This is a genomic window from Indioceanicola profundi, from assembly GCF_003568845.1.
Taxonomy (GTDB): Bacteria; Pseudomonadota; Alphaproteobacteria; order Azospirillales; family Azospirillaceae; genus Indioceanicola; species Indioceanicola profundi.
In genome coordinates, this window is the sequence record NZ_CP030126.1 from 2,587,501 (window position 1) to 2,610,966 (window position 23,466).

Annotated in this window: 16 protein-coding genes, 2 tRNA genes and 2 rRNA genes (1 of these 20 only partly in view); 7 read left to right on the plus strand and 13 right to left on the minus strand. The window is 66.4% G+C overall.

What is annotated here, in order from left to right:
* The 4 genes from DOL89_RS12325 to DOL89_RS12340 all read right to left on the minus strand — a co-directional run.
* A 23S ribosomal RNA gene (locus DOL89_RS12325) occupies positions 1–505 on the minus strand (it extends 2,244 nt beyond the left edge of the window).
* Between the two features lie 267 nt (positions 506–772).
* Positions 773–848, minus strand: a tRNA-Ala gene (locus tag DOL89_RS12330).
* Positions 849–853: 5 nt separating this feature from the next.
* Positions 854–930 (minus strand) — tRNA-Ile (locus DOL89_RS12335).
* Positions 931–1,120: 190 nt separating this feature from the next.
* Positions 1,121–2,605, minus strand: a 16S ribosomal RNA gene (locus DOL89_RS12340).
* The 16S and 23S rRNA genes sit together here with 2 tRNA genes alongside, the layout of an rRNA operon.
* Positions 2,606–3,314: 709 nt before the next feature.
* Here DOL89_RS12340 and DOL89_RS12345 point away from each other — a divergent pair.
* Together DOL89_RS12345 and DOL89_RS12350 are read left to right on the plus strand one after the other, a co-directional pair.
* Positions 3,315–4,742: a M23 family metallopeptidase gene (locus DOL89_RS12345; protein ID WP_119679428.1), complete on the plus strand. Its 1,428-nt coding sequence runs from the start codon at positions 3,315–3,317 to the stop codon at positions 4,740–4,742.
* Between the two features lie 121 nt (positions 4,743–4,863).
* Positions 4,864–5,571 carry a rhomboid family intramembrane serine protease gene (locus DOL89_RS12350; RefSeq protein ID WP_119679429.1) on the plus strand — a complete coding sequence of 236 codons (708 nt, stop codon included), beginning with the start codon at positions 4,864–4,866 and terminating at the stop codon, positions 5,569–5,571.
* On the opposite strand, the gene DOL89_RS12355 is transcribed toward DOL89_RS12350, so the two are convergent.
* Positions 5,568–6,668 (minus strand): hypothetical protein, encoded by a 1,101-nt coding sequence (locus DOL89_RS12355; RefSeq protein WP_119679430.1) that lies wholly within the window; start codon positions 6,666–6,668, stop codon positions 5,568–5,570. The two genes, DOL89_RS12350 and DOL89_RS12355, sit on opposite strands and share 4 nt — an antisense overlap.
* A 178-nt stretch (positions 6,669–6,846) precedes the next feature.
* Positions 6,847–9,489, minus strand: coding sequence for an ATP-dependent chaperone ClpB (gene clpB, locus DOL89_RS12360; RefSeq protein WP_119680401.1), 2,643 nt, complete (start codon positions 9,487–9,489; stop codon positions 6,847–6,849).
* Positions 9,490–9,735: 246 nt separating this feature from the next.
* Here clpB and DOL89_RS12365 point away from each other — a divergent pair, with 246 nt between their 5' ends.
* Positions 9,736–10,497 carry an MOSC domain-containing protein gene (locus DOL89_RS12365; protein WP_119679431.1) on the plus strand — a complete coding sequence of 254 codons (762 nt, stop codon included), beginning with the start codon at positions 9,736–9,738 and terminating at the stop codon, positions 10,495–10,497.
* Positions 10,498–10,519: 22 nt separating this feature from the next.
* Here the strand turns inward: DOL89_RS12365 and DOL89_RS12370 are convergent, their stop codons facing one another.
* Both DOL89_RS12370 and DOL89_RS12375 read right to left on the minus strand, forming a co-directional pair.
* Positions 10,520–10,984: a hypothetical protein gene (locus DOL89_RS12370; RefSeq protein ID WP_119679432.1), complete on the minus strand. Its 465-nt coding sequence runs from the start codon at positions 10,982–10,984 to the stop codon at positions 10,520–10,522.
* 102 nt (positions 10,985–11,086) lie between these two features.
* Positions 11,087–11,662: a tetratricopeptide repeat protein gene (locus tag DOL89_RS12375; RefSeq protein ID WP_162937483.1), complete on the minus strand. Its 576-nt coding sequence runs from the start codon at positions 11,660–11,662 to the stop codon at positions 11,087–11,089.
* A 166-nt stretch (positions 11,663–11,828) separates the two neighbouring features.
* On the opposite strand from DOL89_RS12375, the gene DOL89_RS12380 reads away from it, so the two are divergent.
* Positions 11,829–12,503, plus strand: coding sequence for a tRNA-uridine aminocarboxypropyltransferase (locus tag DOL89_RS12380; protein ID WP_119680402.1), 675 nt, complete (start codon positions 11,829–11,831; stop codon positions 12,501–12,503).
* Positions 12,504–12,571: 68 nt separating this feature from the next.
* Here the strand turns inward: DOL89_RS12380 and DOL89_RS12385 are convergent, their stop codons facing one another.
* The 4 genes from DOL89_RS12385 to DOL89_RS12400 form a co-directional block, all read right to left on the minus strand.
* Positions 12,572–13,087 carry an REP-associated tyrosine transposase gene (locus DOL89_RS12385; protein ID WP_119679434.1) on the minus strand — a complete coding sequence of 172 codons (516 nt, stop codon included), beginning with the start codon at positions 13,085–13,087 and terminating at the stop codon, positions 12,572–12,574.
* A 169-nt stretch (positions 13,088–13,256) separates the two neighbouring features.
* Positions 13,257–17,819, minus strand: coding sequence for a glutamate synthase large subunit (gene gltB / locus DOL89_RS12390; protein ID WP_119679435.1), 4,563 nt, complete (start codon positions 17,817–17,819; stop codon positions 13,257–13,259).
* A gap of 16 nt (positions 17,820–17,835) precedes the next feature.
* Entirely contained in the window at positions 17,836–18,483 is a 648-nt protein-coding gene (locus tag DOL89_RS12395) for a glutathione S-transferase family protein (RefSeq protein ID WP_119679436.1), read from the minus strand.
* Positions 18,484–18,594: 111 nt separating this feature from the next.
* Entirely contained in the window at positions 18,595–20,052 is a 1,458-nt protein-coding gene (locus tag DOL89_RS12400; RefSeq protein WP_119679437.1) for an NAD(P)-dependent oxidoreductase, read from the minus strand.
* Between the two features lie 393 nt (positions 20,053–20,445).
* On the opposite strand from DOL89_RS12400, the gene DOL89_RS12405 reads away from it, so the two are divergent.
* The gene (locus DOL89_RS12405) at positions 20,446–21,249 is read left to right on the plus strand and encodes an undecaprenyl-diphosphate phosphatase (RefSeq protein WP_119679438.1); all 804 of its coding nucleotides are present in this window, start codon (positions 20,446–20,448) and stop codon (positions 21,247–21,249) included.
* A 16-nt stretch (positions 21,250–21,265) separates the two neighbouring features.
* Here DOL89_RS12405 and DOL89_RS12410 read toward each other — a convergent pair whose 3' ends face one another.
* Entirely contained in the window at positions 21,266–21,718 is a 453-nt protein-coding gene (locus DOL89_RS12410) for a GNAT family N-acetyltransferase (RefSeq protein ID WP_119679439.1), read from the minus strand.
* A gap of 253 nt (positions 21,719–21,971) precedes the next feature.
* On the opposite strand from DOL89_RS12410, the gene fzlA reads away from it, so the two are divergent.
* Positions 21,972–22,640, plus strand: a complete 669-nt coding sequence (gene fzlA, locus DOL89_RS12415; protein ID WP_119679440.1) for an FtsZ-binding protein FzlA — start codon at positions 21,972–21,974, stop codon at positions 22,638–22,640.
* A gap of 102 nt (positions 22,641–22,742) precedes the next feature.
* A complete protein-coding gene (locus tag DOL89_RS12420) occupies positions 22,743–23,456 on the plus strand; it encodes a hypothetical protein (RefSeq protein WP_119679441.1) in 714 nt (237 codons plus the stop codon).
* The last annotated feature ends 10 nt before the right edge of the window (positions 23,457–23,466 follow it).

Sequence of the window (23,466 nt, forward strand, 5' to 3'; positions counted from 1 at the left end):
ATCCGGTTTCAGGTGCTCTTTCACTCCCCTCGTCGGGGTGCTTTTCACCTTTCCCTCACGGTACTGGTTCACTATCGGTCACTGAGGAGTACTTAGGCTTGGAGGGTGGTCCCCCCATGTTCAGACAGGATGTCTCGTGTCCCGCCCTACTCAAGGATCTTCTCCGGTTTACCCGTACGGGGCTATCACCCGCTCTGGCCCGACTTTCCAGACGGTTCCGGTTATGTAGAGAAGACCACTGGCCTGGTCCGCGTTCGCTCGCCACTACTAGCGGAGTCTCGGTTGATGTCCTTTCCTCCGGGTACTTAGATGTTTCAGTTCCCCGGGTTCGCCTCCCAAACCTATGGATTCAGCTTGGGATACCGCTTGCGCGGTGGGTTGCCCCATTCGGAAATCCACGGATCATAGCCTGCTCGCGGCTCCCCATGGCTTATCGCAGCGTGCAACGTCCTTCATCGCCTCTCAGTGCCAAGGCATCCACCAGATGCCCTTATTACGCTTGATCCTCTCATGATGCCCCACGCGCAGGGGAAACCCCACACGCAAGCGCACCTGAAAGTGCAGTTCCCTGGAGATCCAAACCGGCCTTCCCAGGCCAGCGGACCTCCCTCGGTCACACTTGCATTTACCTTCTTCACAATGTCCCAAGAACCGGAGGCCGGTGCCTCCAATGCCCAGGGCCGGCGCCATGCGCCATGCCCACGGGCAATCTGCTGTCTTCTCATCGGATCACAAGGGGGCCGGGCTCTCCCCGCCCTCGACACCAAGAACCTGGTGGAGGCGGACGGGATCGAACCGACGACCTCATGCTTGCAAAGCACGCGCTCTCCCAACTGAGCTACGCCCCCGGGTATGGTGGGCCAGGCAAGATTTGAACTTGCGACCTCACGCTTATCAAGCGCGCGCTCTAACCAGCTGAGCTACTAGCCCGAAGCTTCCGAGCCCCTGGGTCGGAGGCTTCGGCCCCGGACCCCGATCCGGGGCCCAGAGCCACAAGCCCGACTGCCGGGGGCAGGTTGCTCATGATCCGTTGAGAAGGGATGCGCCGGCGGCGGCCCCTTACCTGGAAACCCAGGGCCTGAACATCTCAGGCGGGGCGGCGGATGAGCCGGTTCCTTAGAAAGGAGGTGATCCAGCCGCAGGTTCCCCTACGGCTACCTTGTTACGACTTCACCCCAGTCGCTGACCGTACCGTGGTCGGCTGCCTCCCTTACGGGTTAGCGCACCGGCTTCGGGTAAAGCCAACTCCCATGGTGTGACGGGCGGTGTGTACAAGGCCCGGGAACGTATTCACCGCGGCGTGCTGATCCGCGATTACTAGCGATTCCAACTTCATGCACCCGAGTTGCAGAGTGCAATCCGAACTGAGATGGCTTTTGGAGATTCGCTTCCCTTCGCAGGGTCGCTGCCCACTGTCACCACCATTGTAGCACGTGTGTAGCCCAGCCCGTAAGGGCCATGAGGACTTGACGTCATCCCCGCCTTCCTCCGCCTTGTCAGCGGCAGTTTCGCCAGAGTGCCCAACCAAATGATGGCAACTGACGATGAGGGTTGCGCTCGTTGCGGGACTTAACCCAACATCTCACGACACGAGCTGACGACAGCCATGCAGCACCTGTGTCCCGGCCTCCGAAGAGGAAAGCGCATCTCTGCGCCGGTCCAGGCATGTCAAGGGCTGGTAAGGTTCTGCGCGTTGCTTCGAATTAAACCACATGCTCCACCGCTTGTGCGGGCCCCCGTCAATTCCTTTGAGTTTCAACCTTGCGGCCGTACTCCCCAGGCGGTCGGCTTAATGCGTTAGCTGCGACACCGAAGCTCTAAGAGCCCCAACGTCTAGCCGACATCGTTTACGGCGTGGACTACCAGGGTATCTAATCCTGTTTGCTCCCCACGCTTTCGCGCCTCAGCGTCAGTATCCGTCCAGTGGGCCGCCTTCGCCACCGGTGTTCTTCCCAATATCTACGAATTTCACCTCTACACTGGGAATTCCACCCACCTCTCCGGAACTCAAGCACTCCAGTCTCAAATGCTGTTCCCAGGTTGAGCCCGGGGCTTTCACATCTGACTTGAAGCGCCGCCTACGCGCCCTTTACGCCCAGTAATTCCGAACAACGCTAGCCCCCTTCGTATTACCGCGGCTGCTGGCACGAAGTTAGCCGGGGCTTCTTCTCACGCTACCGTCATCATCGTCGCGTGCGAAAGAGCTTTACAACCCGAAGGCCTTCATCACTCACGCGGCATGGCTGGATCAGGGTTGCCCCCATTGTCCAATATTCCCCACTGCTGCCTCCCGTAGGAGTCTGGGCCGTGTCTCAGTCCCAGTGTGGCTGATCATCCTCTCAGACCAGCTACTGATCGTCGCCTTGGTGGGCCATTACCCCACCAACTAGCTAATCAGACGCGGGCCGCTCCCTTGGCGATAAATCTTTCCCCCAGAGGGCTCATCCGGTATTAGCGTCCGTTTCCAGACGTTATCCCAGACCAAAGGGCACGTTCCCACGCGTTACTCACCCGTGCGCCACTAAGGCCGAAGCCTTCGTTCGACTTGCATGTGTTAGGCCTGCCGCCAGCGTTCGTTCTGAGCCAGGATCAAACTCTCAGGTTTGAAGCGGATATCGGCCGAAACCAACATCCTCATCGACGGAGCACCTCAACCGGTGCAATCCTACCCGAATTGTCTCCTGAAGCACCCGCCCCGATGTCTCCATCAGAACAGGTCAGAGCATTCTTGGCGTGATGCACAAGCTATAAGGCACTCCAAACACCAGCTCCCGCCGGCACCCAGAGACCGCCGCCTGCGCATCCCTTCTCAAAACCATATGCAGTTGTTCAAGACCCGCGCCCCGCAGCACCCGAGGGCACTGAACGGCCGAACCACTCCACGCCCGACCTTTGAAGATCGAGTCCAACCCGAACCGGGAGGGAGGTGGCTTGCCCGGCCCCTTGGGGCCGGAAGTCCGATCATTTAGCTCTTAAGGCCTAGGCCGTCAAGGGCAAAAATCGAAACTGCTTCACCGTCGCCGCCGAACACCGTCCAGCGCGTCGGTGAGGCGGTTTATATGGAGGGTGGCGTGGCCTGTCAAAGGGTTTCTTTCGCTGCCGTTTCGTTTTTCTGACAGTCAGAAGAACCCAGCTTACCCCGCCTCAACGGCCCGGCCGTAATGGGGTTGCATACGCGTATGCGCATTGGGCTATAACTTTCCTGCCGGTCAGCGCCGGGTGTCATGCGTCCGCTGCACATCGACGTTGACACCAGAGCAGCGGTCCAGCAAGTTTGACCAGGAATTTCGGCCGGAGATGCAGGAGATGGGGACGTGCTGAACAGAGCCGCCGTCACGACGGTTACAGCCGCCGCGCTCGGCGCCCTGGTCGCAGCCGCTATAATGGTGCCGCGTCCGGCGCCTGAACTGGCGATGCCCGCACTGACGCCGCCGACAGTTGCTGCGGTCGATGAACCCTCCCCTCCCCTTCCCGTCATACTTCCCGATTTCGACCGGGAACAGGGGCTGAGCCTAGCCGGCGACGCCTGGGGCGATGCCGAAATCGCTGTGGAGCCGGTAGAGCGCCGGGTTGTCAGCCTGGGCCGCGGCGGCACGCTGATTCAGCTGCTGCTGGATGCAGAGGTTCCGCGCGAACAGGCGCATGAGGCGGTGGCCGCCATGCGCAAGGTCCACAATCCCCGCCAGCTCCGTCTCGGCCAGGAATTCTCCGTTCTGTTCGACCGTACGGGCGAGGAGCCGCGGTTCGTAGGGTTCGAGTTCCAGCCAGCGGTCGAGAAGGTGGTCAGCGTCACCGCCGGGGATGAGGGTTTCCGTGCCGCGGAGATCGAGAAGCCGCTGGCGCGCCTGACGGTCGGCGCGCGCGGAACCATCAACTCCTCCCTGTATCAGGCGGGCGCTGAGGCCGGCGTGCCGATGCCGATCCTGGCAGCTTTGATCCGGACCTATTCCTATGATGTCGACTTCCAGCGCGACGTTCATGAGGGCGACGGCTTCGAGGTGCTGTTCGACCGTTACACCACGGAAGATGGCAGCATCGCCCGCGAAGGCGCCATTCGGTATGCCGCCCTGAAGCTGGGCAACAAGGTGCTGCCGGTCTACCGCTACGAGTTCCAGGACGGCACGGTCGACTATTTCACCCGCAAGGGCGAGTCGATCCGCAAGGCCCTGCTGCGCACGCCGATTGACGGCGCTCGCATTTCCAGCAAGTTCGGCATGCGCCGTCATCCCGTGCTGGGCTACAGCAAGATGCACAAGGGGATGGACTTCGCCGCCCCCACCGGCACGCCGATCTATGCCGCCGGCGACGGCGTCATCGAAGAGGCCGGCCAGAAGGGCAGCTACGGCAACTATGTCCGCATCCGCCATAATGGCAAGATCCAGACCGCCTATGCCCACCTGTCCCGGTTCGGCGCCAATATCCGCAGGGGCGCCCGCGTCACCCAGGGCGATGTGATCGGCTTCGTGGGCACCACTGGCCGCTCCACCGGGCCGCACCTGCATTATGAGGTGCTGGAGAACGGGCGGCAGACCAACCCGTTGAAGGCTGACATGCCGACCGGCCGTACCCTGGACGGCAAGGAGATGGCGCGCTTCAAGGCCCTGGTCGCCGAGGTAGACGAGGAGTTCGCCCGCGCGACGGCGGTCGCCGCCGCCCAGCCGGCCGGGACGCTGGAGCTGGTGAGCGCCAGCGGCGAGGAGACGGTCAAGTCCGGCGCGTGCAGCCGCGAGCCCGGCTGCTGACCTTCCGGTTCCGACGGAACGGCATCGCGGCTTCCGCATTGGAACATGATGCGGGTGGCGGGATGGGCTGATCGGCCCGTGTCGCCGCCCGCTTCCGAAGCGACGGACGGCGGCAGCCCCCGTGATACCGATCCGCACCGACGTCCAGGTCTATCGCCGGCAGCCGGTCGTGCTGATGCTGCTGGGCGTCAACATACTGGTGTTCGTGTATCAGGCCACGCTGGGGCCGCGCGAAGGATTCCTGCTGGCCGTTGAATGGGCCCTGGTGCCGCGGCGCTATGCGGACCCGTTCTGGGCCGTTCGGGTCGGACTCGATCCCAACGACTACCGGCCGCTGCTCACCAACATCTTCCTGCATGGCGGCTGGCTGCATCTGATCGCCAACATGTGGACGCTGTGGCTGTTCGGCCGGGCGGTGGAGGAGCGGATGGGTCAACTCCGCTTCGCCCTGTTCTATCTGCTGAGCGGGGTGCTGGCGAGCTGGGCTCACATGGCCGTCTATGCCGGGAGCCAGGTGCCCGCCCTGGGTGCCTCCGGCGCTATTGCCGCCGTGCTGGGGGCGCACATCACGCTGCATCCGAAATCGCGGGTGCTGCTGCTGATCCCGATCATCATCATTCCGCTGATCCTTCCGGTCAGCACCTGGGCTTATGCCGGCGTCTGGTTCGCGCTGCAGCTCCTGCAAGGCGCCGGGGACCTGTTCACGCCGGACATGGGAGGCGGCATCGCCTGGTGGGCGCATATCGGCGGCTTCGTGGCCGGGTTGGGGCTGGTCCGCTTCCTGGCCCCGCCCGATCCGCGCGATCTCTGGCGGCAGCCGCCGATCTAGACGCGCGGGCGGAGGCCGAGCCGCCCGGCGATGATCCGCGCCGCTTCCACCCCGCCGGTAGGGGCGGGTGGCGGTCCCGGCAGGGTCATGGCGAGGGCCGCGTGTACATTGCCGGCGAACGCGCTCCCATGCACCTCCGCCTCCTCCATCCCCAGCGCGACGCCATGCCGTGCGGCCCATTCGGCGAGATAGGGCGTCTCCGGCCAGTCGGGCCGGCCGAAATGGAGCAGGCGGACGCCATTGCAGACGGCATCGGCGAAGAGACCGTAGCCGGGCTTGGTCACGACGAGGTCGGCGCTGCGCACAAGATCGATGAAGGAGAGCCTGGTTTCCTCCACGGTGAGGATGTCGTCCCGCCCCTCCCGATCCAGCCGTCCGTCGCTGACGATCCAGCCGATGCGGTCCAGGCGTGGCAGCCGGCGGATCAGCGGCGGCCCTTGGATGCCGCCGAAGGAGACGAGGACGAAGCGGGTATCCGGGACGGCATCCGGGAAGCGCCCACGCAGCTCCGCCCGCCGGTCCAGCCCGATCCGGGCCACAGGCCCCACGGTCACCGCATTGGGCAGATCGGCCATCGGCAGGGCGGGATCGAAGCGGATGAAGGGCTGCGCAGTGCGGTAAGCGGCGTGCATCCGATCCAGCACGGCCGCCATTCCCCCCTCCCGGCCCAGATAGCTGCCGACAACGTCGCGCCAGTTCAGGGAGCAGAGCGCGATGGCGGGCACGCCGGCCCGATCCGCAGCAGCCAGGGAAAGGTAAGGCACGTTGGCCAGCAGCAGGCTGGGTGCGAGCGCCGCAAGTCGGGCAGCCTCACCCTCGACCCGCGCATCCCAGTCGGCATGGAGGTCCAGGTAGAAGCGGCGGCTGGCCTCCGCATCCACGCGGTTGGGGTCCCGCATGGCCATGCCGATCTCCGCCACCGGCGGGGCCATGTCGAAGGGCTGGGCGATGAAGCGGGCCAGCGTCTCCCGCGGGTGACCGCTCCGCACCGTCAGCCGGACGGGCTCGCAGCCTTCCGCGAGCGCCGCCATGACCGGCGACATCTGGGCGAGGTGGCCGAGGCCATGGGCGGTGATGTCGAGGACGATATGGGGCATGGGCGGCGTTGCGATGCTGGTGGGAAACCGCGCGCACCCTGCCGCAGCGCAGCAAGGATGGCAATGCGGTGCGGGATTTCAGGCGGAGGGCACAAAGCAGGTCGGCCACGCACGGGCGTGGCCGACAGGTTCCGTGCGGGATGTCGGCCGCGCTTCTGGCGCGACCGACCTACTGGGCTCAGTGCAGCGTGCGGGGGCGTTCGCCGCCCCAGGCGCTGGCCTCGGGCGGGAGGATGCCGCTGACCGGCTCGCCCTCGATCACCAGCCCGTCGGGGCCGGCGGTGACATGCACGGTCTGGCCGTCGGCGATCCGTCCTTCCAGGATGCGGGTGGCCATCGGGTTCTGAAGCTCCCGCTGGATCACGCGCTTCAGCGGCCGGGCACCGTAGACCGGGTCGTAGCCCTTGTCGCCAAGCCAGGCCAGCGCCGCCTCGTCCAGCTCCAGCTCGATGTTGCGGTCGGCCAGCATCTTGCGCAGCCTGCCGAGCTGGATGCTGACGATGCCGGTCATGTTGGCCCGGTTCAGCCGGTGGAACAGCAGAATCTCATCCAACCGGTTCAGGAATTCCGGCCGGAAGCTCTGCCGCACCACCTCCATCACCTGCTCCCGCGCAGCCGAGGCGTCCGCCCCTTCCGGCAACTCGGCCAGATACTGGCTGCCGAGGTTGGAGGTCATGACGATCAGCACGTTGCGGAAGTCCACGGTGCGGCCCTGGCCGTCGGTCAGGCGGCCATCGTCCAGCACCTGGAGCAGCACGTTGAACACGTCCGGATGGGCCTTCTCCACCTCGTCGAACAGGACGACCTGGTAGGGCCGGCGGCGCACCGCCTCCGTCAGCGCCCCGCCCTCCTCATAGCCGACATAGCCCGGAGGGGCGCCGATCATGCGGGCGACGGAGTGCTTCTCCATATATTCCGACATGTCGAGGCGGACCATGGCCGTCTCGTCATCGAACAGGAACTCCGCCAGGGCCTTGGTCAGCTCGGTCTTGCCGACGCCGGTGGGGCCGAGGAACAGGAAGCTGCCGATGGGCCGGTTCGGGTCCTGCAGGCCGGCGCGGGCGCGGCGGACGGCATTGGAGACGGCGACCACGGCCTCCTCCTGGCCGATGACGCGGCTGCGCAGCTTCTCCTCCATGCGGAGCAGCTTCTCCCGCTCGCCGGTCAGCATCTTATCCACCGGGATGCCGGTCCAGCGGCTGACGACGGAGGCGATGGCGTCGTCGCGCACCTCCTCGTTCAGCATCCGGTGCTCGGATGCCGCGTCGGCATCGGCGAGCTTCTTCTCCAGCTCCGGGATCACGCCATAGGTCAGCTCGCCGGCGCGGGCCCAGTTGCCCGTCCGCTGCGCCTGCTCCAGCTCGGCGCGGGCAGCTTCCAACTGCTCCTTCAGCTTCTGGGCGGAGGTCAGCGTCTCCTTCTCCGCCTGCCACTGGGCGGTCAGCTCGGCCGATTTCTGCTCCAGATCGGCCAGCTCGGCCTCCAGCCTCTCCAGCCGGTCGCGGGAAGCCGCGTCGGTCTCGCGCTTCAGCGCCTCCCGCTCGATCTTCAGCCGGATGATGTCGCGGTCCAGCGCATCGATCTCCTCCGGCTTGCTGTCCACCACCATGCGGAGACGGCTGGCCGCCTCGTCGATCAGGTCGATGGCCTTGTCGGGCAGGAAACGGTCGGTGATGTAGCGGTTGGACAGGGTGGCCGCCGCCACGATGGCGCCGTCGGTGATGCGCACGCCATGGTGCAGCTCGTACTTCTCCTTCAGCCCGCGCAGGATGGAGATGGTGTCCTCCACCGTCGGCTCCGGCACGAAGACGGGCTGGAAGCGGCGGGCCAGGGCCGCGTCCTTCTCGATGTATTTGCGGTACTCGTCCAGCGTGGTGGCGCCGACGCAGTGAAGCTCGCCGCGCGCCAGCGCGGGCTTCAGCATGTTGGAGGCGTCCATGGCGCCGTCCGCCTTGCCGGCCCCGACCAGCGTGTGCAGCTCGTCGATGAAGACGATGATCTCGCCGGCCGCCGCCTGGATCTCCTGGAGCACGGCCTTCAGCCGCTCCTCGAACTCGCCGCGGTACTTGGCACCTGCGACCAGCGAGCCAAGGTCGAGCGCCAGCAGGCGCTTGCTCTTCAGCCCCTCCGGCACGTCGCCGTTCACGATGCGCTGGGCCAGCCCCTCCACGATGGCGGTCTTGCCCACGCCGGGCTCACCGATCAGGACGGGGTTGTTCTTGGTGCGGCGGGCCAGCACCTGGATGGTGCGGCGGATCTCCTCGTCGCGGCCGATCACGGGGTCGAGCTTGCCGTCGCGCGCCGCCTCGGTCAGGTCGCGGGCGTACTTCTTCAGCGCGTCATAGGCCTGCTCGGCGCTGGCGCTGTCCGCCGTGCGGCCCTTGCGCAGGGAATTGATGGCCTCGTTCAGCTTCTGGGGGGCGGCGCCCGCATCGGCCAGCGCCTTGGCGGCCCCGGTCCCCGTGGTCAGCGCCAAGGCCAGCAGCAGGCGTTCGGCGGTGACGAAGCTGTCGCCGGCCTTCTGCGCCACCTCCTCCGCCGTGCCGAACACGCGGGCGAGCTCACGGCTCAAGCCGACGCCGCCGGCGCCGGGGCCTTCCACCTTGGGAATCCTCTTCAGCTCGCCTTCCACCGCGGTCAACGCGCGCGCCGGATCGCCGCCGGCGGCGCGGATCAGGTTGGCGGCAAGCCCTTCCTTGTCGTCCAGCAGGACCTTCAGCAGATGTTCGGGCGTGAGCTGCTGGTGGCCGCTGCGCAGAGCCAGCCCCTGCGCCGCCTGCACGAAGCCCTGGCTGCGCTCGGTATATTTGGAAAAATCCATGGTCCCCATTCTCCCTCAGGCTCGGCCGGATGAAGAGGCGTCCCATCTGGGCCCGCCCCGGCCATGATCCACATCTGTGCGATCCGGGAGGATCATTGCGATATGTGGGTTAAGCCCCGGCAGGCCGCAAGGGTATCCGGCGGCGGGTCTCGACGTCGTTAAAGGGAGCGGGGAGCCTTCCGGATCAGGTCCGCGCGGGTGATCGCTGCATTGACAAGGCCCGGACCCGCAGCCATAAGCGGACCCATGTCCGCACGCATCGACCAGATCCAGTACTACCCCGTGAAGGGCCTGTCCGCGCAGATCGTGGAGCGGGTGGAGCTATCGCCCGGCCAGGGGCTGCCGCAGGACCGGCGCTTCGCGATCATCCATGGCGCCAGCGCCTTCGACCCGGCGGAGCCGGCGTGGAAGCCGAAGACCAACTTCCTGGCCCTGGTGCGGGATGAGCGGCTGGCGACGCTTGCGGCGGAGTATGATCCGGCCACGGCCATGCTGGTCCTGAACCGGGCCGGCAAGCCCGTGGCGCGCGGGAAGATCGACACCCCCACCGGGCGGCTGCTGATCGACCAGTTCCTGGCCGCCTACATGAAGGATGCCGCGGTTCCCGGCCCCTACAAGCTGGTGGAAAGCCCCGGCATGGCCTTCACCGACATCCCGGACAAGGCGGTGTCGCTGATCAATCTGGCCAGCGTCCGGGATATCGAGCGCATCACCCGCGCCCCGGTGGACCCGCTGCGCTTCCGCGGCAACCTGCACCTGGAAGGCTTCGAGCCCTGGGCGGAGATGGAGTGGGTGGGCAAGCGCCTGCGCGTGGGCGATGTGGAGCTGGAGGTCTTCAAGACCACCACCCGCTGCGCCGCGACGGAGGTGAACCCCGCCACGGCCGAGCGCGACATGAATATCGTCAAGGCGCTGAAGGGCGGCTTCGGCCATGCCGTCTGCGGCGTCTATGCCCATGTCGTCACCGGCGGCGGTATCGGCAAGGGCGACGGCGTCACGCTGCTCTGACGCCTCCGGCCCGGTCCGCGCCTCAGGCCGCGTTGGCGAAGCCGAAGGTCTTCGCCCAGTTCTCGGGCGTCATGGAGGCGGCATAGGCCCGCTGCATCTCCGGCGTCAGCGCCTCGATCAGGAAGGTGCCGTCGATCCACAGCTCCACCACCTGGAAGAAACCGCCGCGGTCGCAGGTTTCGCAGGTCCAGCCGGCCTGGCGGGCGATCGACCTTATCTCCGCTTCCGACTTCGGCACGCCCAGCGCGATGTGGGTCTCCCCCGGCGCGCCGCCCTGGCGGGTGCCGGCCGCGATCTCCACCCCGCCCGGCGCCACGCCGACGCCGGCCGGATAGATTTCCAGCGCATGGCCGTTGCCGGCCCCGGTGAAGACGATGAAGCCGCCGCGAACCGGCGGGAAGGGATAGGCCGTGCCGCCGGTCAGCTCGGCCAGCATGGCGGCGGTGACGACGGGATCGCGGGCGGGGATGGATGCGTGGAAGATCATGTCCGTGGCTCCATGAGACGGGAATGGGGCGGAGACTGCCCGCCCCCCATGTCGCCCGGATGTGCGCCGTATTGCCGTGAGGTTTCCGTTGCGCCCGCCGGCTTACTTCAGCACGGACAGCATCGCCGCGGCTTCTTCGTGACCAGACTCGGCGGCCTTGGACAGCCAGCTCCTCGCCTGCCGCCGCTGCTCCGGCGTCGCGGCCTCCGGTCCCTTGCCCTGCCCGGTGGCGAGCAGCACGCCCAGGGAGAACTGCGCCTCCGCATTCCCCTTCTCCGCCGCGCGGCCCAGCCACAGGGCGGCTTCGTCCAGGTTCCGCTCCACCCCGTCGCCCCGCTCATAGGCAAGGCCGAGTTCGAGCTGCGCTCTGGCGTCCCCCAGCTCCGCCGCCTTGCGGGTCCAGTTCCGGGCGGCGGCGGGATCGCGCGGCACGCCCTGGCCCTGGGCGTGCATGTTGGACAGGTTGATCATGGCCGTGGTGTTGCCCTTGGCCGCCAGCGCCTCCCACCGCTCGCGGGCCAGATCGTACTGGCCCATTTTATAGACGGCGTAGGCCTCCAGATTCTCCACGGCCTGGATGCTGGCGGCATCGCGGGTATCGAAGCCCTGTGCCGCGGCTACCGCTGGCAGCGCCAGAGCCATGACACCGCCCATCATTGCTATGCAGCACAGCTTCATTCCGCACCTCCCCTGGCCTGGACCGCCATACTGCGCCCCGGCAGCAAGGCACCGCCATGGCACCAAGGTCGAATAGCGGCTCCTCCGCGCCCATGTGCGGCGGGCACCCCACCCCACCGCGCAATCCCGCATGAACAGTGCCGCGGCTTGCGCTATGGTGCCCGCCATGACCGATACGACCCAGATTCTGGAACCGCCCCCGCCCTGCCCCACCTGCGGCAAGCAGGAGGAGCTCTGCCTCTGCGCCGAGCTGGAGAAGGTGCAGACCCGCCTGCATGTGCTGGTGCTTCAGCACCCGCAGGAGCAGGACGTGCAGCTCGGCACCGCCCGGCTGCTGACCGGGCAGCTCGCCAACGCCACCCACAAGGTGGGCCTGTCCTGGCCCAACCTGGCCAAGGCCCTTGGCCGCCCCACCGTGGACCACCGCCGCTGGGCCGTGCTGCACATGGGCAGCAAGGAGGATGTGGCGCAGGTTCCCCGCGGCGGGCTGGCCGTGTTCGGCCGCAAGGGTCCCGACCCGGCGGGCGATCTGGTGCTGGCCGATCTGGAGGGCATCGTGCTGCTGGACGGCACCTGGTCCCAGGCCAAGGCGCTGTGGTGGCGGAATGCCTGGCTGTTGAAGCTGCGCCGGATCGTCATCCACCCGGACTTCCGCTCCGCCTATGGCAGCGTCCGCAAGGAGCCGCGCAAGGAAAGCGTCTCCACGCTCGAAGCCGGCGCCTTCGTCCTGGGCAAGCTGGAGGGCGATCCCGGCCTGCAGCAAAAGCTGCTGAAGCCCTTCGACGAGTTGCTGAAGCGCTGGAAGGCCCGCCGCGGCCCCCGGCGGCCTTCCGTATCGTAGGTCGGCGCCGAGCGGAGCAAGGCCCGACACTCGCGCCGTCGGTGAACAGATAGGGCCCTGGCTCCGATCTACGGATCGGACTTCGCGTGCCGGACGAAGTCCGTTGGCGCTGCCATATCATGCCGGACGTGGGCGTGGATGCTTGACCAGGGCCAGTCCGTCGCGGAGGCCGTCAAACCGTGCTTCACCGGATTCCAATGGATGTAGTCGACGTGGCGGTTCCAATCATCCTCGTCACGGATGAGATGTTCCCAGAAGCGCTTCTGCCAGATTCCCCTCTCGCGGCGGCTGGTCCGGATCGGCCCGATACCGGACAGACCACAGCGTCGGCTGAAGGTTCCCTTCATGGTCGCGATCCGGCTGGCATAGTCCGCATCTTCATCCGGCAATTTCCAGATCATGTGCAGGTGGTCGGGCAGTACGACCATGGCCTCAATCTCAAAAGGCCGCCTGCGTTTCACGTCGCGAAGGACCTCACGCAATAGGGCAACCTGCACAGGATCGGCAAATACCGGCCTGCGGCCAGCGGTTACCACCGTCAGGAAGTAGGCTGCTCCAGGCGTGATACATCTACGGTAGCGCATACGCAAAGCTACGCCCGTAGTGATGGCAGGTCAATTCCCTGCTAGCGCTGATGGGAATTCGCCTCGCTTCTCTGCCCCAAACAGCAGAGGCCCGACATCCAAACCGTCCTCCGGCAGGATGTCGGGCCTCTCTTCGCTCGGCGCCGACCTACGTCGACGATAATCCGCGTTACTCCGCGCTCAGCGCCTGCGGCAGGGTCACCGGGATCGGGAGGCGGTTCAGCATTTCCTTCGGCACCACCTGCCAGAACCGGTCGCGCACCAGGTCCCAGTCGTTCAGGAGCTGCATGGCCCAGCGGCTGCCTGTCTCGGTCACATGCTCCTGGATCAGGTTGCGCAGCATGTCCTCGTAATGCGGCACCTGGATGCGCTGCCAGATCACGCTGTCCGGATTGACCGAGAGCGGGAAGCCGTCATCCTCGTCATAGACGAAGGCCATGCCGCCGGTCATTCCGGCGCCGAAATTATCCCCGACCGCGCCCAGGATCACGGCGGTGCCGCCGGTCATGTATTCGCAGCCGTTGGACCCGCAGCCCTCCACCACCACCGTGGCGCCGGAGTTGCGGACGGCGAAGCGCTCACCCGCCTGGCCGGCCGCGAACAGCTTGCCGGCGGTGGCGCCGTACAGCACCGTGTTGCCGATGATGGTGTTCTCGTTCGACTTCAGCGGGCTGGCGGTCAGCGTCCGCACCACGATGGTGCCGCCGGACAGACCCTTGCCCACATAGTCGTTGGCATCGCCGAACACCTCCATCTTCAGCCCCTGCACCGCGAAGGCGCCGAGGCTCTGGCCGGCGGAGCCGCGCAGGCGCACCGTGACATGGCCGGGCTGAAGGCCCGTCATTCCGAACTTCCGGGTGATCATGGCCGAAAGCCGGGTGCCGATGGCCCGGTGGGCGTTCTGGACATTGTACTGGAGCTGCATCTTCTCCCCGTCCTCGAACAGGGAGCGGGCGTCCTTGATCATCTGGGCGTCAAGGGTGTCCGGCACCTCGTTGCGGCCGACCTGGGTGCAGAAGCGGGCATATTCGCCCGGGTCCGCCTGGGCCAGCAGCGGGTTCATGTCCAGATCGTCCAGGTGGGCAGCACCACGGCTGACCTGATGCAGCAGGTCGGTGCGGCCGATCACCTCCTCCAGCTTGCGGAAGCCGAGGGAGGCCAGGATTTCACGCACCTCCTCGGCGATGAAGCTGAAGAGGTTGACCACCTTTTCCGGCGTGCCGGTGAACTTCTTGCGCAGATCCTCCGCCTGCACGCAGACGCCGACCGGGCAGGTGTTGGAATGGCACTGGCGCACCATGATGCAGCCCATGGCGACCAGGGCCGCGGTGCCGATGCCGAACTCCTCCGCTCCCAGCATCGCGGCCATCACGATGTCGCGGCCGGTGCGCAGGCCGCCATCGGTACGCAGCACGACACGGTGGCGGAGACGGTTCAGCACCAGGACCTGCTGCACCTCCGACAGGCCCATCTCCCACGGGATGCCGGCATATTTGATGCTGGTCTGCGGGGAGGCGCCAGTGCCGCCATTGTGGCCGGACACCAGGATGATGTCGGCGCCCGCCTTGGCCACGCCGGCGGCGATGGTGCCGATGCCGGAGCGGCTGACCAGCTTCACGCAGACCTTGGCGTCGGGATTGATCTGCTTCAGGTCGTAGATGAGCTGGGCCAGATCCTCGATCGAGTAGATGTCGTGGTGCGGCGGCGGGCTGATCAGGGTCACGCCGGGGGTGGCGTGGCGCAGCCGCGCGATCATCTCCGTGACCTTGAAGCCGGGAAGCTGGCCGCCCTCGCCGGGCTTGGCCCCCTGCGCCACCTTGATCTCGATCTCGCGGCACTGGTTCAGATACTCCGCCGTGACGCCGAAGCGGCCGGAGGCCACCTGCTTAATGGCGGAGTTCCAGTTGTCGCCGTTCCGGTCGGGCTTGAACCGCTCCGGCACCTCGCCGCCCTCGCCGCTGTCGGACTTGGCCCCGATGCGGTTCATGGCGACGTTCAGCGTGCCGTGCGCTTCAGGCGACAAGGCGCCCAGGCTCATGCCCGGCGTCACGAAGCGCTTGCGGAGCTGCGTGATGCTTTCAACCTCGTCCAGCGGCAGCTTCTGCTCCGGCCGGCGGAAGTCCAGAAGGTCGCGGAGCTGGATGGGGGCGCGGTTATGCATCCCCTCCGAATATTTCTTGTAGGTGGAGTAGCTGTCGGTGGCGACAGCGGTCTGCATCATGTGGATCAGACCGCCTTCCCAGGCGTGGCGGTCGCCGCCGCGGCGGTACTTATAGAAGCCGCCGACCGGAAGCGCGATCACCTCCTCGTCCCAGGCGAGGTTGTGCTGCTCCAGCACCTTCTTCTGGATGCCATTCAGGCCGATGCCGGAGATGCGGCTGACCATGCCGGGGAAATGCTCCGCCACCAGGGAGCGGGACAGGCCCACCGCCTCGAAGTTCAGGCCGCCGCGATAGCTGCTGATGATGCTGATGCCCATCTTGGACATTATCTTCAGCAGGCCCTCGTTCACCGCGTTCTTGTAGCGGGCCAGGCACTCCTCCAGCGACAGGTTCCCGAAAAGCCCGCGGCGGTGGCGGTCGGCGATGGCCTCCTGCGACAGGTAGGCGTTCACCGTGGTCGCCCCGACGCCGATCAGCACGGCGAAGTAGTGCGTGTCCATGCACTCGCCGGAACGGACGTTCAGGCTGGTGAAGGTGCGGAGCTGCTGGCGAATCAGGTGGGTGTGGACCGCGCCGGTCGCCAGGATCATCGGGATGGCGGCGCGGTCGGCCGTCTGCGCCTCATCGGTCAGGATGACGTGCGTGGCCCCGCCGCGCACCGCATCCTCCGCCTCCTGGCGGACACGGCGCAGCCCGTCGCGCAGCGCGTCCGGCCCCGCATTCGGGTCGAAGGTGCAGTCGATCTCCGCCGCCGTCTCGCCCATGTATTTGCGCATGGCGCGGAACTCGGCGGTGGTCAGCACCGGGCTCTCGAGCTGGAGCAGCCGGGTCTGGTTCGCATCCTCGTCCAGGATGTTGCCCAGATTGCCCAGCCGGGTCTTCAGGCTCATCACCCGCTTCTCGCGCAGCGAGTCGATGGGCGGATTGGTGACTTGGCTGAAGTTCTGGCGGAAGAAATGGTGCAGGCCTCGGTACTTGTCGGACAGCACCGCGATGGGGCTGTCGTCGCCCATGCTGCCCACGGCCTCCTTCGCATCCTCCACGGTGGGATGCAGGATGCTCTCCAGATCCTCCATGGTGATGCCGTAGGCGATCTGACGGCGGCGCAGCTCCTCGCGCGACAGCTCCGCCGGTTCGGCCGGAGCCGCCTTCACCAGATCGTCCAGGACGGTGATGTTCTTGATCCAGCTGCCATAAGGCCGCTGGGCGGCAAGCTGGTCCTTGATCTCGCGGTCGTGATACAGGCGGCCCTCCGCCAGGTCGACGCAGATCATCTGGCCGGGGCCGAGGCGGCCCTTCTCCACCACGCTGGGCTCGTCCACCTTCACCATGCCGGTTTCGGAGCCGCCGATCAGCAGGCCATCGCCGGTGATGACATAGCGCATCGGGCGCAGACCGTTGCGGTCCAGCCCGCCGACAACCCAGCGGCCGTCATACATGGCCAGCGCCGCCGGCCCGTCCCACGGCTCCATCACCGCGTTGGCGTAGCTGTACAGGTCCTGATGGGCCTTGGGCATGGTGGGATTGGCGGCCCAGGCCTCCGGCACCAGCATGGTCTTCACCATGGGGGCGGAGCGGCCGGCGCGCACCATCAGCTCGAATACCGCGTCCAGGGCCGCGCTGTCGGAGGAGCCGACCGGGATAACCGGCTTCACATCCTCGATATGGGACCCGAAGATCTCATGATCCATCCGGGTCTCGTGCGCCTTCATCCAGTTGGTGTTGCCGCGCAGCGTGTTGATCTCGCCATTGTGGGCGAGGGTGCGGAAGGGCTGGGCCAGCCACCAGGTCGGGAAGGTGTTGGTGGAGTAGCGCTGGTGATAGATGGCGAAATTGCTCTCGAACCGCTCATCCAGCAGGTCCGGATAGAAGCTGGTGAGCTGCTCCGCCAGGAACATGCCCTTGTAGATGATCGAGCGGCAGGACAGGGAGCAGATATAGAAGTCGTTGATCTGCTCACCCCGTACCGCCTTCTCGATCCGGCGGCGGATGACGTAGAGGTCGCGCTCGAGCTGGTCCTCGGCAACGTTCTTCGGATTGCCGACCATGATCTGCTCGATCTCCGGCCGGGTGGCGTTCGCCTTCTCGCCGATGACGCCGATATTGATCGGCACCTGACGCCAGCCGAAGATGGTGTAGCCCCACTTCAGGATCTCGGTCTCGACGATGGAGCGGCAGCGCTCCTGCGCCTCCAGGTCGGTGCGCGGCAGGAACACCTGCCCGACGGCGATCAGCCCGTCCGGTGCCGGATGGCCGGTGCGGACCACATGCTCATGGAAGAAGGCCTGCGGCACCTGCACATGGATGCCGGCGCCGTCGCCGGTCTTGCCGTCGGCGTCCACCGCCCCGCGGTGCCAGAGGGCGCGCAGGGCCTCGATGGCCTTTTCCACCACGGCGCGGCGGGGCTTGCCGTCCAGCGCGGCGACGAAGCCGACGCCGCAGCTGTCGACCTCGTCCGCGGGATTGTAGGCATGCTCCGCCTCGAGCTTCGCGGCATTGGCCTTCCAGTCGCGGATGAAGGCTTCGCCGTCAAGCACCGGGGGGTTGGCGGGGATCGTGCGGTCGGTCATGGGTGCCCCCTTCGACTCAGGCAAGCGTGGCGGGATCGAACGGCACGGGCGTGCCGACGTCGTCGGTGATTTTGATGTGGCCCGGTTGGGCGGCGAACCGCTCCATCCAGCGGCATATGGCGGGGAAACGGTCCAGTTCGAACCCGCCTTCCTCGGCAACATGGGTGTAGGCGTACAGCGCGATATCGGCGATGGAGCAGCGATCCCCCACCAGCCAGTCGCGCATCAGCAGATGCGTTTCCATCTGGCGCAGCGCGGCATAGCCCTGCTCCCGCTTCAGCACCAGCGCATGCACCCGTTCCGGCGTCATCTCGAACCGGTGGGTGATCCAGAAGCGGGCGGTAGCGACATTGGGCTCGTGGCTGTACTGCTCCCAGAACAGCCATTGCAGCACCGCCGCCTTGTCCCGCCGGTTGTCCGGCCAGAAGGGCGAGCCCTCCGCGATCCAGCGCAGGATGGCATTGCTCTCCGCCAGATAATCGTCCTTCTCCAGCCGTAGCAATGGGATGCGGCCGTTCGGATTGAGGGACAGGAACTCCGGAATCCGGCTCTCCCCCTTGTCGATATCCACCTCCACGCGCTCGAACGGCATGCCGAGCTGCGTCAGCAGCCAGCGGCACTTGTACCCGTTCCCGGAGGAGAGATTGTCGTAGAGGCGGAGCATGGGGAGGTCTCCCGTAGGTCGGATCGAGCGTGGCGATGATCCGACAAGCCGTTTCCATTCTGGACCGCTGTGTCGGATCGGCGCCTTCGGCCCGATCCGACCTACGGCGCCTTACTCCGCCGCCACGGCCACCGGCCTTTCCACCGCGGCCTGGCTGGTCTGGATGAAGCGGTGAATGCCCTCGGCGGCGTCGCGGCCGTCCTTGATGCCCCAGACCACCAGGCTGGCCCCGCGCACGATGTCGCCGGCGGCGAAGACGCCGTCCAGGTTGGTCATCATGGTGCGGTGGTTGATCTGGACGGTGCCCCAGCGGCTGACCTTCAGGGACTTGTCGCCGAACAGGCCGGGCATGTCCTCCGGATCGAAGCCGAGCGCCTTGATCACCAGATCGGCCTCCATCGTGAAGGCGGAGCCTTCGATAGGCATCGGGGTCTGGCGGCCGGTGGCGTCGGCAACGCCCATATGCATCTTATGGGCGCGGACATGGGTGACGCGGGCGTCGCCCAGGAAGGCCTCGGGGGCCGCCTGCCAGACGAACTCCGCACCCTCCTCCTCCGCATGCGCCACCTCGCGCTGGGAGCCGGGCATGTTGGCGCGGTTGCGGCGGTAGAGGCACTTCACGGACTTCGCACCCTGGCGGATCGCCGTGCGGACGCAGTCCATGGCCGTGTCGCCGCCGCCGATGACGACGACATTCTTTCCGGCGGCGTTCAGCGTGCCGTTCTCGTAATCCACCACCGTGTCGCCAAGGCCGACCCGATTGCTGGCGGTCAGATAGTCCAGCGCCGGCACGATGCCGTCCAGCCCGGCTCCGGGACCTTCCAGGTCGCGCGCCTTGTAGACGCCGGTGGCGATCAGCACGGCGTCATGGCGCAGCCGCAGTTCGGTCAGCGTGGCGTTCCGGCCGACCTCGAAGCCGAGATGGAAGCGGATGCCGCTCTTCTCCATGTTCTGCCAGCGGCGCAGCACGACTTCCTTCTCCAGCTTGAAGCCGGGGATGCCGTAGATCAGCAGCCCGCCGGGCCGGTCGTAGCGGTCGTAGACATGGACCTCGTAGCCCTTCTTGCGGAGCTGCTCCGCCGCGGCGAGGCCGGCCGGGCCGGCGCCGACGATGCCGACGGATTGCGGGCGCTCACGGGTCGGTTGGATCGGCTTCACCCAGCCCATGTCCCAGGCGGTGTCGGTGATGTACTTCTCCACCGAGCCGATGGTGACCGCGCCGTGGGTGGACTGCTCGATGGTGCAGTTCCCCTCGCACAGCCGGTCCTGCGGGCAGATGCGGCCGCAGATTTCCGGGAAGTTGTTGGTGGCCTGCGAGACCTCGTAGGCCTCCTCCAGCCGCCCCTCCGCGACCAGCTTCAGCCAGTCGGGGATGTTGTTGGAAACGGGGCAGTGCACTTGGCAGAAGGGCACGCCGCACTGGGAGCAGCGGCCGGCCTGTTCCTGCGCGCTCTGGTCGCTGAATCGGGCGTAGATTTCTTGGAAGTCCTGGGCGCGCAGCTCCGCCTTCCGCTTATCGGGCATGCGCTGCCCGGTATGCACGAACCCAAGCATCTTCGTCTGCGCCATCTCTCAACTCCCGCCGATCGGACCCTTGGCCGGCAGCCCACGAACAAGGCTTTCCGGCGCTTCACAGCCAGAAGTCCATATAAATCCCGCAGAGCCCCGCATCCAGCATTTTTTTGCCGATAGGTCAGCCATGTTGACCAATCACGGCGCATGACTGTGTTGCGCCAGCCTCAGCATCACGGGCAAAATCCGCCGAGATGCAGCAAATAGGTCCGATCCGGACCTTAATGCACCTAGGCAGTTGTTTTAACTGAAAAATGGCATCTGAATGACATCTTCATGATATGGGCAACTCACGATCTCATACCGCGTTGCACATACTCGCCAGCCTGACGCCCGGCCTGCTATAAGGCCCGCCAGACAAACACGCCCTCAGCCGCCGGACCCGCGCCCATGGATGCAGCAAGCCAGTACCTCAACGCCGTCATCCTGGGCGTTCTGGAGGGGCTGACGGAATTCATCCCCGTCTCCTCCACCGGACACCTGATCCTGCTGGCGAACCTGCTGGGGTTCGAGGGGCAGGCAGAGGATGTGTTCAAGGTGGTGATCCAGCTCGGCGCCGTGCTGGCCGTGCTGATCGTCTATTTCGGCAAGCTCTGGAAGGTGCTGGTGGGCCTGCCCTTCGACAATGGCGCCCGCCGCTTCGCCGCCGCCGTGATCCTGGCCTTCCTGCCGGCCGCCGCGCTGGGGGCCACGCTGCACGGCTTCATCAAGGGGGTGCTGTTCAACCCGGTCATCGTCTGCGTGGCGCTGGTGGTCGGCGGCATCCTGATCCTGATCGCCGAACGGGCCGTCCCCCAACCCCGCCATTATTATGTGGAGGAGTTCCCGGTCGGGCTGAGCCTGCGCATCGGGCTGTTCCAGTGTCTGGCGCTGATCCCCGGCGTGTCGCGTTCGGGCGCCAGCATCATCGGGGCGCTGATGATGGGCGTCGACCGGCGCGCCGCCGCGGAGTTCAGCTTCTTCGTCGCCATCCCCACCATGCTGGGGGCCGCCACCTACGATATCTACAAGAACCGCGACGTGTTGACCTTCGACGGGGTCGGGATGATCGCCGTCGGCTTCGCCGTTGCGTTCCTTTCGGCGCTGCTGGTGGTGAAGAGCCTCGTCGCCTTCGTCGGCAAGTACGGCTTCACCCCTTTCGCCTGGTACCGCATCGCCCTCGGCACGCTGGGTCTGGCGTTCTTCCTGCTCTGACCGGCTGCGCCGTGGTCTATTTCAGCACATAGCGGACGAAGGGATCGCGCCCCCCGGCAACCTTGTCATACAGGGCGCGGGCGGTCTTGTTGTCCTCGTTCGTGTGCCAGTAGACGTGCCGCCAGCCCTGGGCGCGCGCCAGGGCCTGGAGCCGCTGGATCATGGCCCGACCGATGCCCTTGCCGCGGAAGACGGAATCGGTGAACAGATCCTCCAGATAGCAGACCGGAGCCAAGCTCCACGTGTTCTCATGGAGGACATAGTTGCACAGCCCGACGCCCCTTCCGTCCGGCCCCCGCGCGATCAGCCCGTGCACCGGCGATTCCGGGTCCAGGATGCGGGTCCAGGTGCCGGCGGTCACAGCCTCCGGCAGGTCCACTTGGTAGAAAGCGCAATAGCCGGCCCAGAGCCGCCGCCATTCGGCTTCGTCGGCAGCCGTTACGGGGGCGATGGTGATATCGGCGTCCATGTCATGTCCCCTCTTCCTGGCTCTTGGCCCTTCCAGGCCGCAGAGCCTTGGATACCGCAGGCGGAGCACCCCCGTCATCCCGCCCCCGCAGCGCAGGCGCCCATCCCTTTCGGAAGGGGTAAGCCGGTGCGGGACTCCACCTTCGGATGGAAGGGGCCGGCGGGCGCTTCCCTTTCTCGATTCGCTGTGGCACACGGGAGTTAACCGGTGACCGCGGCTGTTGCACCGATTCCCGGTCAGCATAGGCTCTTGGATGCGCACACTTCACCATCATCCCCTGTCGCCCTTCTCCCGCAAAGTCCGCGTGGCCCTGGCCGAAAAGCGCCTGGAGTTCACGGCGGAGATGGTGAAACCGTGGGAGCGGCAGGAGGAGTTCCTGATGCTGAATCCCGCCGGCGAGGTGCCGGTGCTGGTGGAGGAGGACGGGCTGGTGGTGGCCCATCACCTCGCCATCTGCGAATATCTGGAGGACGCCTATCCGGACAGCAGTCTGCTGGGCCGGGACGTGGCCGTGCGGGCGGAGGTGCGGCGTCTTTCCGCTTGGTTCGACGTCAAGTTCGGGGCCGAGGTGACGGACAATCTGGTGGGCGAGAAGCTGTACAAGCGCCTGTCCGGCCAGGGGCAGCCCTACCCCCAGGCCATCCGCGCCGGCCATGCCAACATCCATTACCACCTGGATTATATCGCCTGGCTGTCGGAACGGCGGACTTGGCTGGCGGGGGATGATTTCTCCCTGGCCGACATCGCGGCGGCGGCTCAGCTCTCCACCATCGATTATATGGGCGACGTGCCCTGGGACGAGCATCCGGAGGCGAAGAGCTGGTACGCGCGGGTGAAGAGCCGCCCGGCCTTCCGCTCGCTGCTGGCCGACAATGTGCCCGGCGTGGTTCCGCCGAAGCACTATGCCGACCTGGATTTCTGAAGCCGCCCTTTCGATCGGGTTCCGCCCCGGCTCCGTCGCATTTCCGCCGCCTTCCGCGGCTCTACTCCCGGTCAGCACGAGGCGCCGACAACGGAGGAACGAATGCGTCGCCATAGTCTCACCCTTCCCGCCCTGGCCCTTGCCGCCGGGCTTGCCCTCGCAGCACCCGCCAAGGCCCAGGTGGTGATTCCGCCGCAGCCCTTCGTGGACATGATCTCTCTGAACCTGTCCGCCGAGGATTGGGTCCGGTCGGAGACGGCGCTGGTCACCCTGATCGTGGACGCTGCCGGCAGCGGCACGGATGCGGCCAACCTCCGCGCCGAGATCGTCAAGGCCGCCCAGGGTGTCACCAGCGAGGGGGAGTGGCGCATCGTACGGATGGACCGCATGCATGACGATGCCGGGCTTGAGCGTTGGCAGGCGGAAATCCAGGCGCGCCTGCCGGAGCCGCAGTTGGCGGGCCTGGGCGACAAGACCAAGAAGGTCAGCCGGCCGGGTCTGCAGCTCCGCGTCGGCGGCATCGCCTTCGACCCCACCCTGGCGGAGGTCGAGGCCGCGAAGAGCAAGCTGCGCGCGGACATCTACGCCAAGGTGAATGAGGAGCTGAAGCGCCTGAACGGAGCCTTCCCCGACCGGCAGTTCCGCGTCGCCAATATCGACTTCTTCGAGCACGAGAGTCACCCGCCCCAGCCCTATGCCGCCGATCGTATGATGGTCGCGGAGTCCAAGGCCAGCGTCCAGGGCGGGGTTCAGGACAAGCTGAAGCTCAGCGCCCGCGTCTCCATGGGCGCCTTCGCCCTGCCGCCGAAGGAATGAACGGAAAAGG

Bases quoted from the DNA above. Each gene is read 5' to 3' on its own strand.
- DOL89_RS12400 (WP_119679437.1), bottom strand. From the start codon at position 20,052: ATGGCGCAGACGAAGATGCTTGGGTTCGTGCATACCGGGCAGCGCATG.
- DOL89_RS12405 (WP_119679438.1), top strand. From the start codon at position 20,446: ATGGATGCAGCAAGCCAGTACCTCAACGCCGTCATCCTGGGCGTTCTG.
- DOL89_RS12370 (WP_119679432.1), bottom strand. From the start codon at position 10,984: ATGATCTTCCACGCATCCATCCCCGCCCGCGATCCCGTCGTCACCGCC.
- DOL89_RS12395 (WP_119679436.1), bottom strand. From the start codon at position 18,483: ATGCTCCGCCTCTACGACAATCTCTCCTCCGGGAACGGGTACAAGTGC.
- DOL89_RS12380 (WP_119680402.1), top strand. From the start codon at position 11,829: ATGACCGATACGACCCAGATTCTGGAACCGCCCCCGCCCTGCCCCACC.
- DOL89_RS12355 (WP_119679430.1), bottom strand. From the start codon at position 6,668: ATGCCCCATATCGTCCTCGACATCACCGCCCATGGCCTCGGCCACCTC.
- DOL89_RS12385 (WP_119679434.1), bottom strand. From the start codon at position 13,087: ATGCGCTACCGTAGATGTATCACGCCTGGAGCAGCCTACTTCCTGACG.
- fzlA (WP_119679440.1), top strand. From the start codon at position 21,972: ATGCGCACACTTCACCATCATCCCCTGTCGCCCTTCTCCCGCAAAGTC.
- DOL89_RS12375 (WP_162937483.1), bottom strand. From the start codon at position 11,662: ATGAAGCTGTGCTGCATAGCAATGATGGGCGGTGTCATGGCTCTGGCG.
- DOL89_RS12365 (WP_119679431.1), top strand. From the start codon at position 9,736: ATGTCCGCACGCATCGACCAGATCCAGTACTACCCCGTGAAGGGCCTG.
- DOL89_RS12410 (WP_119679439.1), bottom strand. From the start codon at position 21,718: ATGGACGCCGATATCACCATCGCCCCCGTAACGGCTGCCGACGAAGCC.
- DOL89_RS12420 (WP_119679441.1), top strand. From the start codon at position 22,743: ATGCGTCGCCATAGTCTCACCCTTCCCGCCCTGGCCCTTGCCGCCGGG.
- clpB (WP_119680401.1), bottom strand. From the start codon at position 9,489: ATGGATTTTTCCAAATATACCGAGCGCAGCCAGGGCTTCGTGCAGGCG.
- gltB (WP_119679435.1), bottom strand. From the start codon at position 17,819: ATGACCGACCGCACGATCCCCGCCAACCCCCCGGTGCTTGACGGCGAA.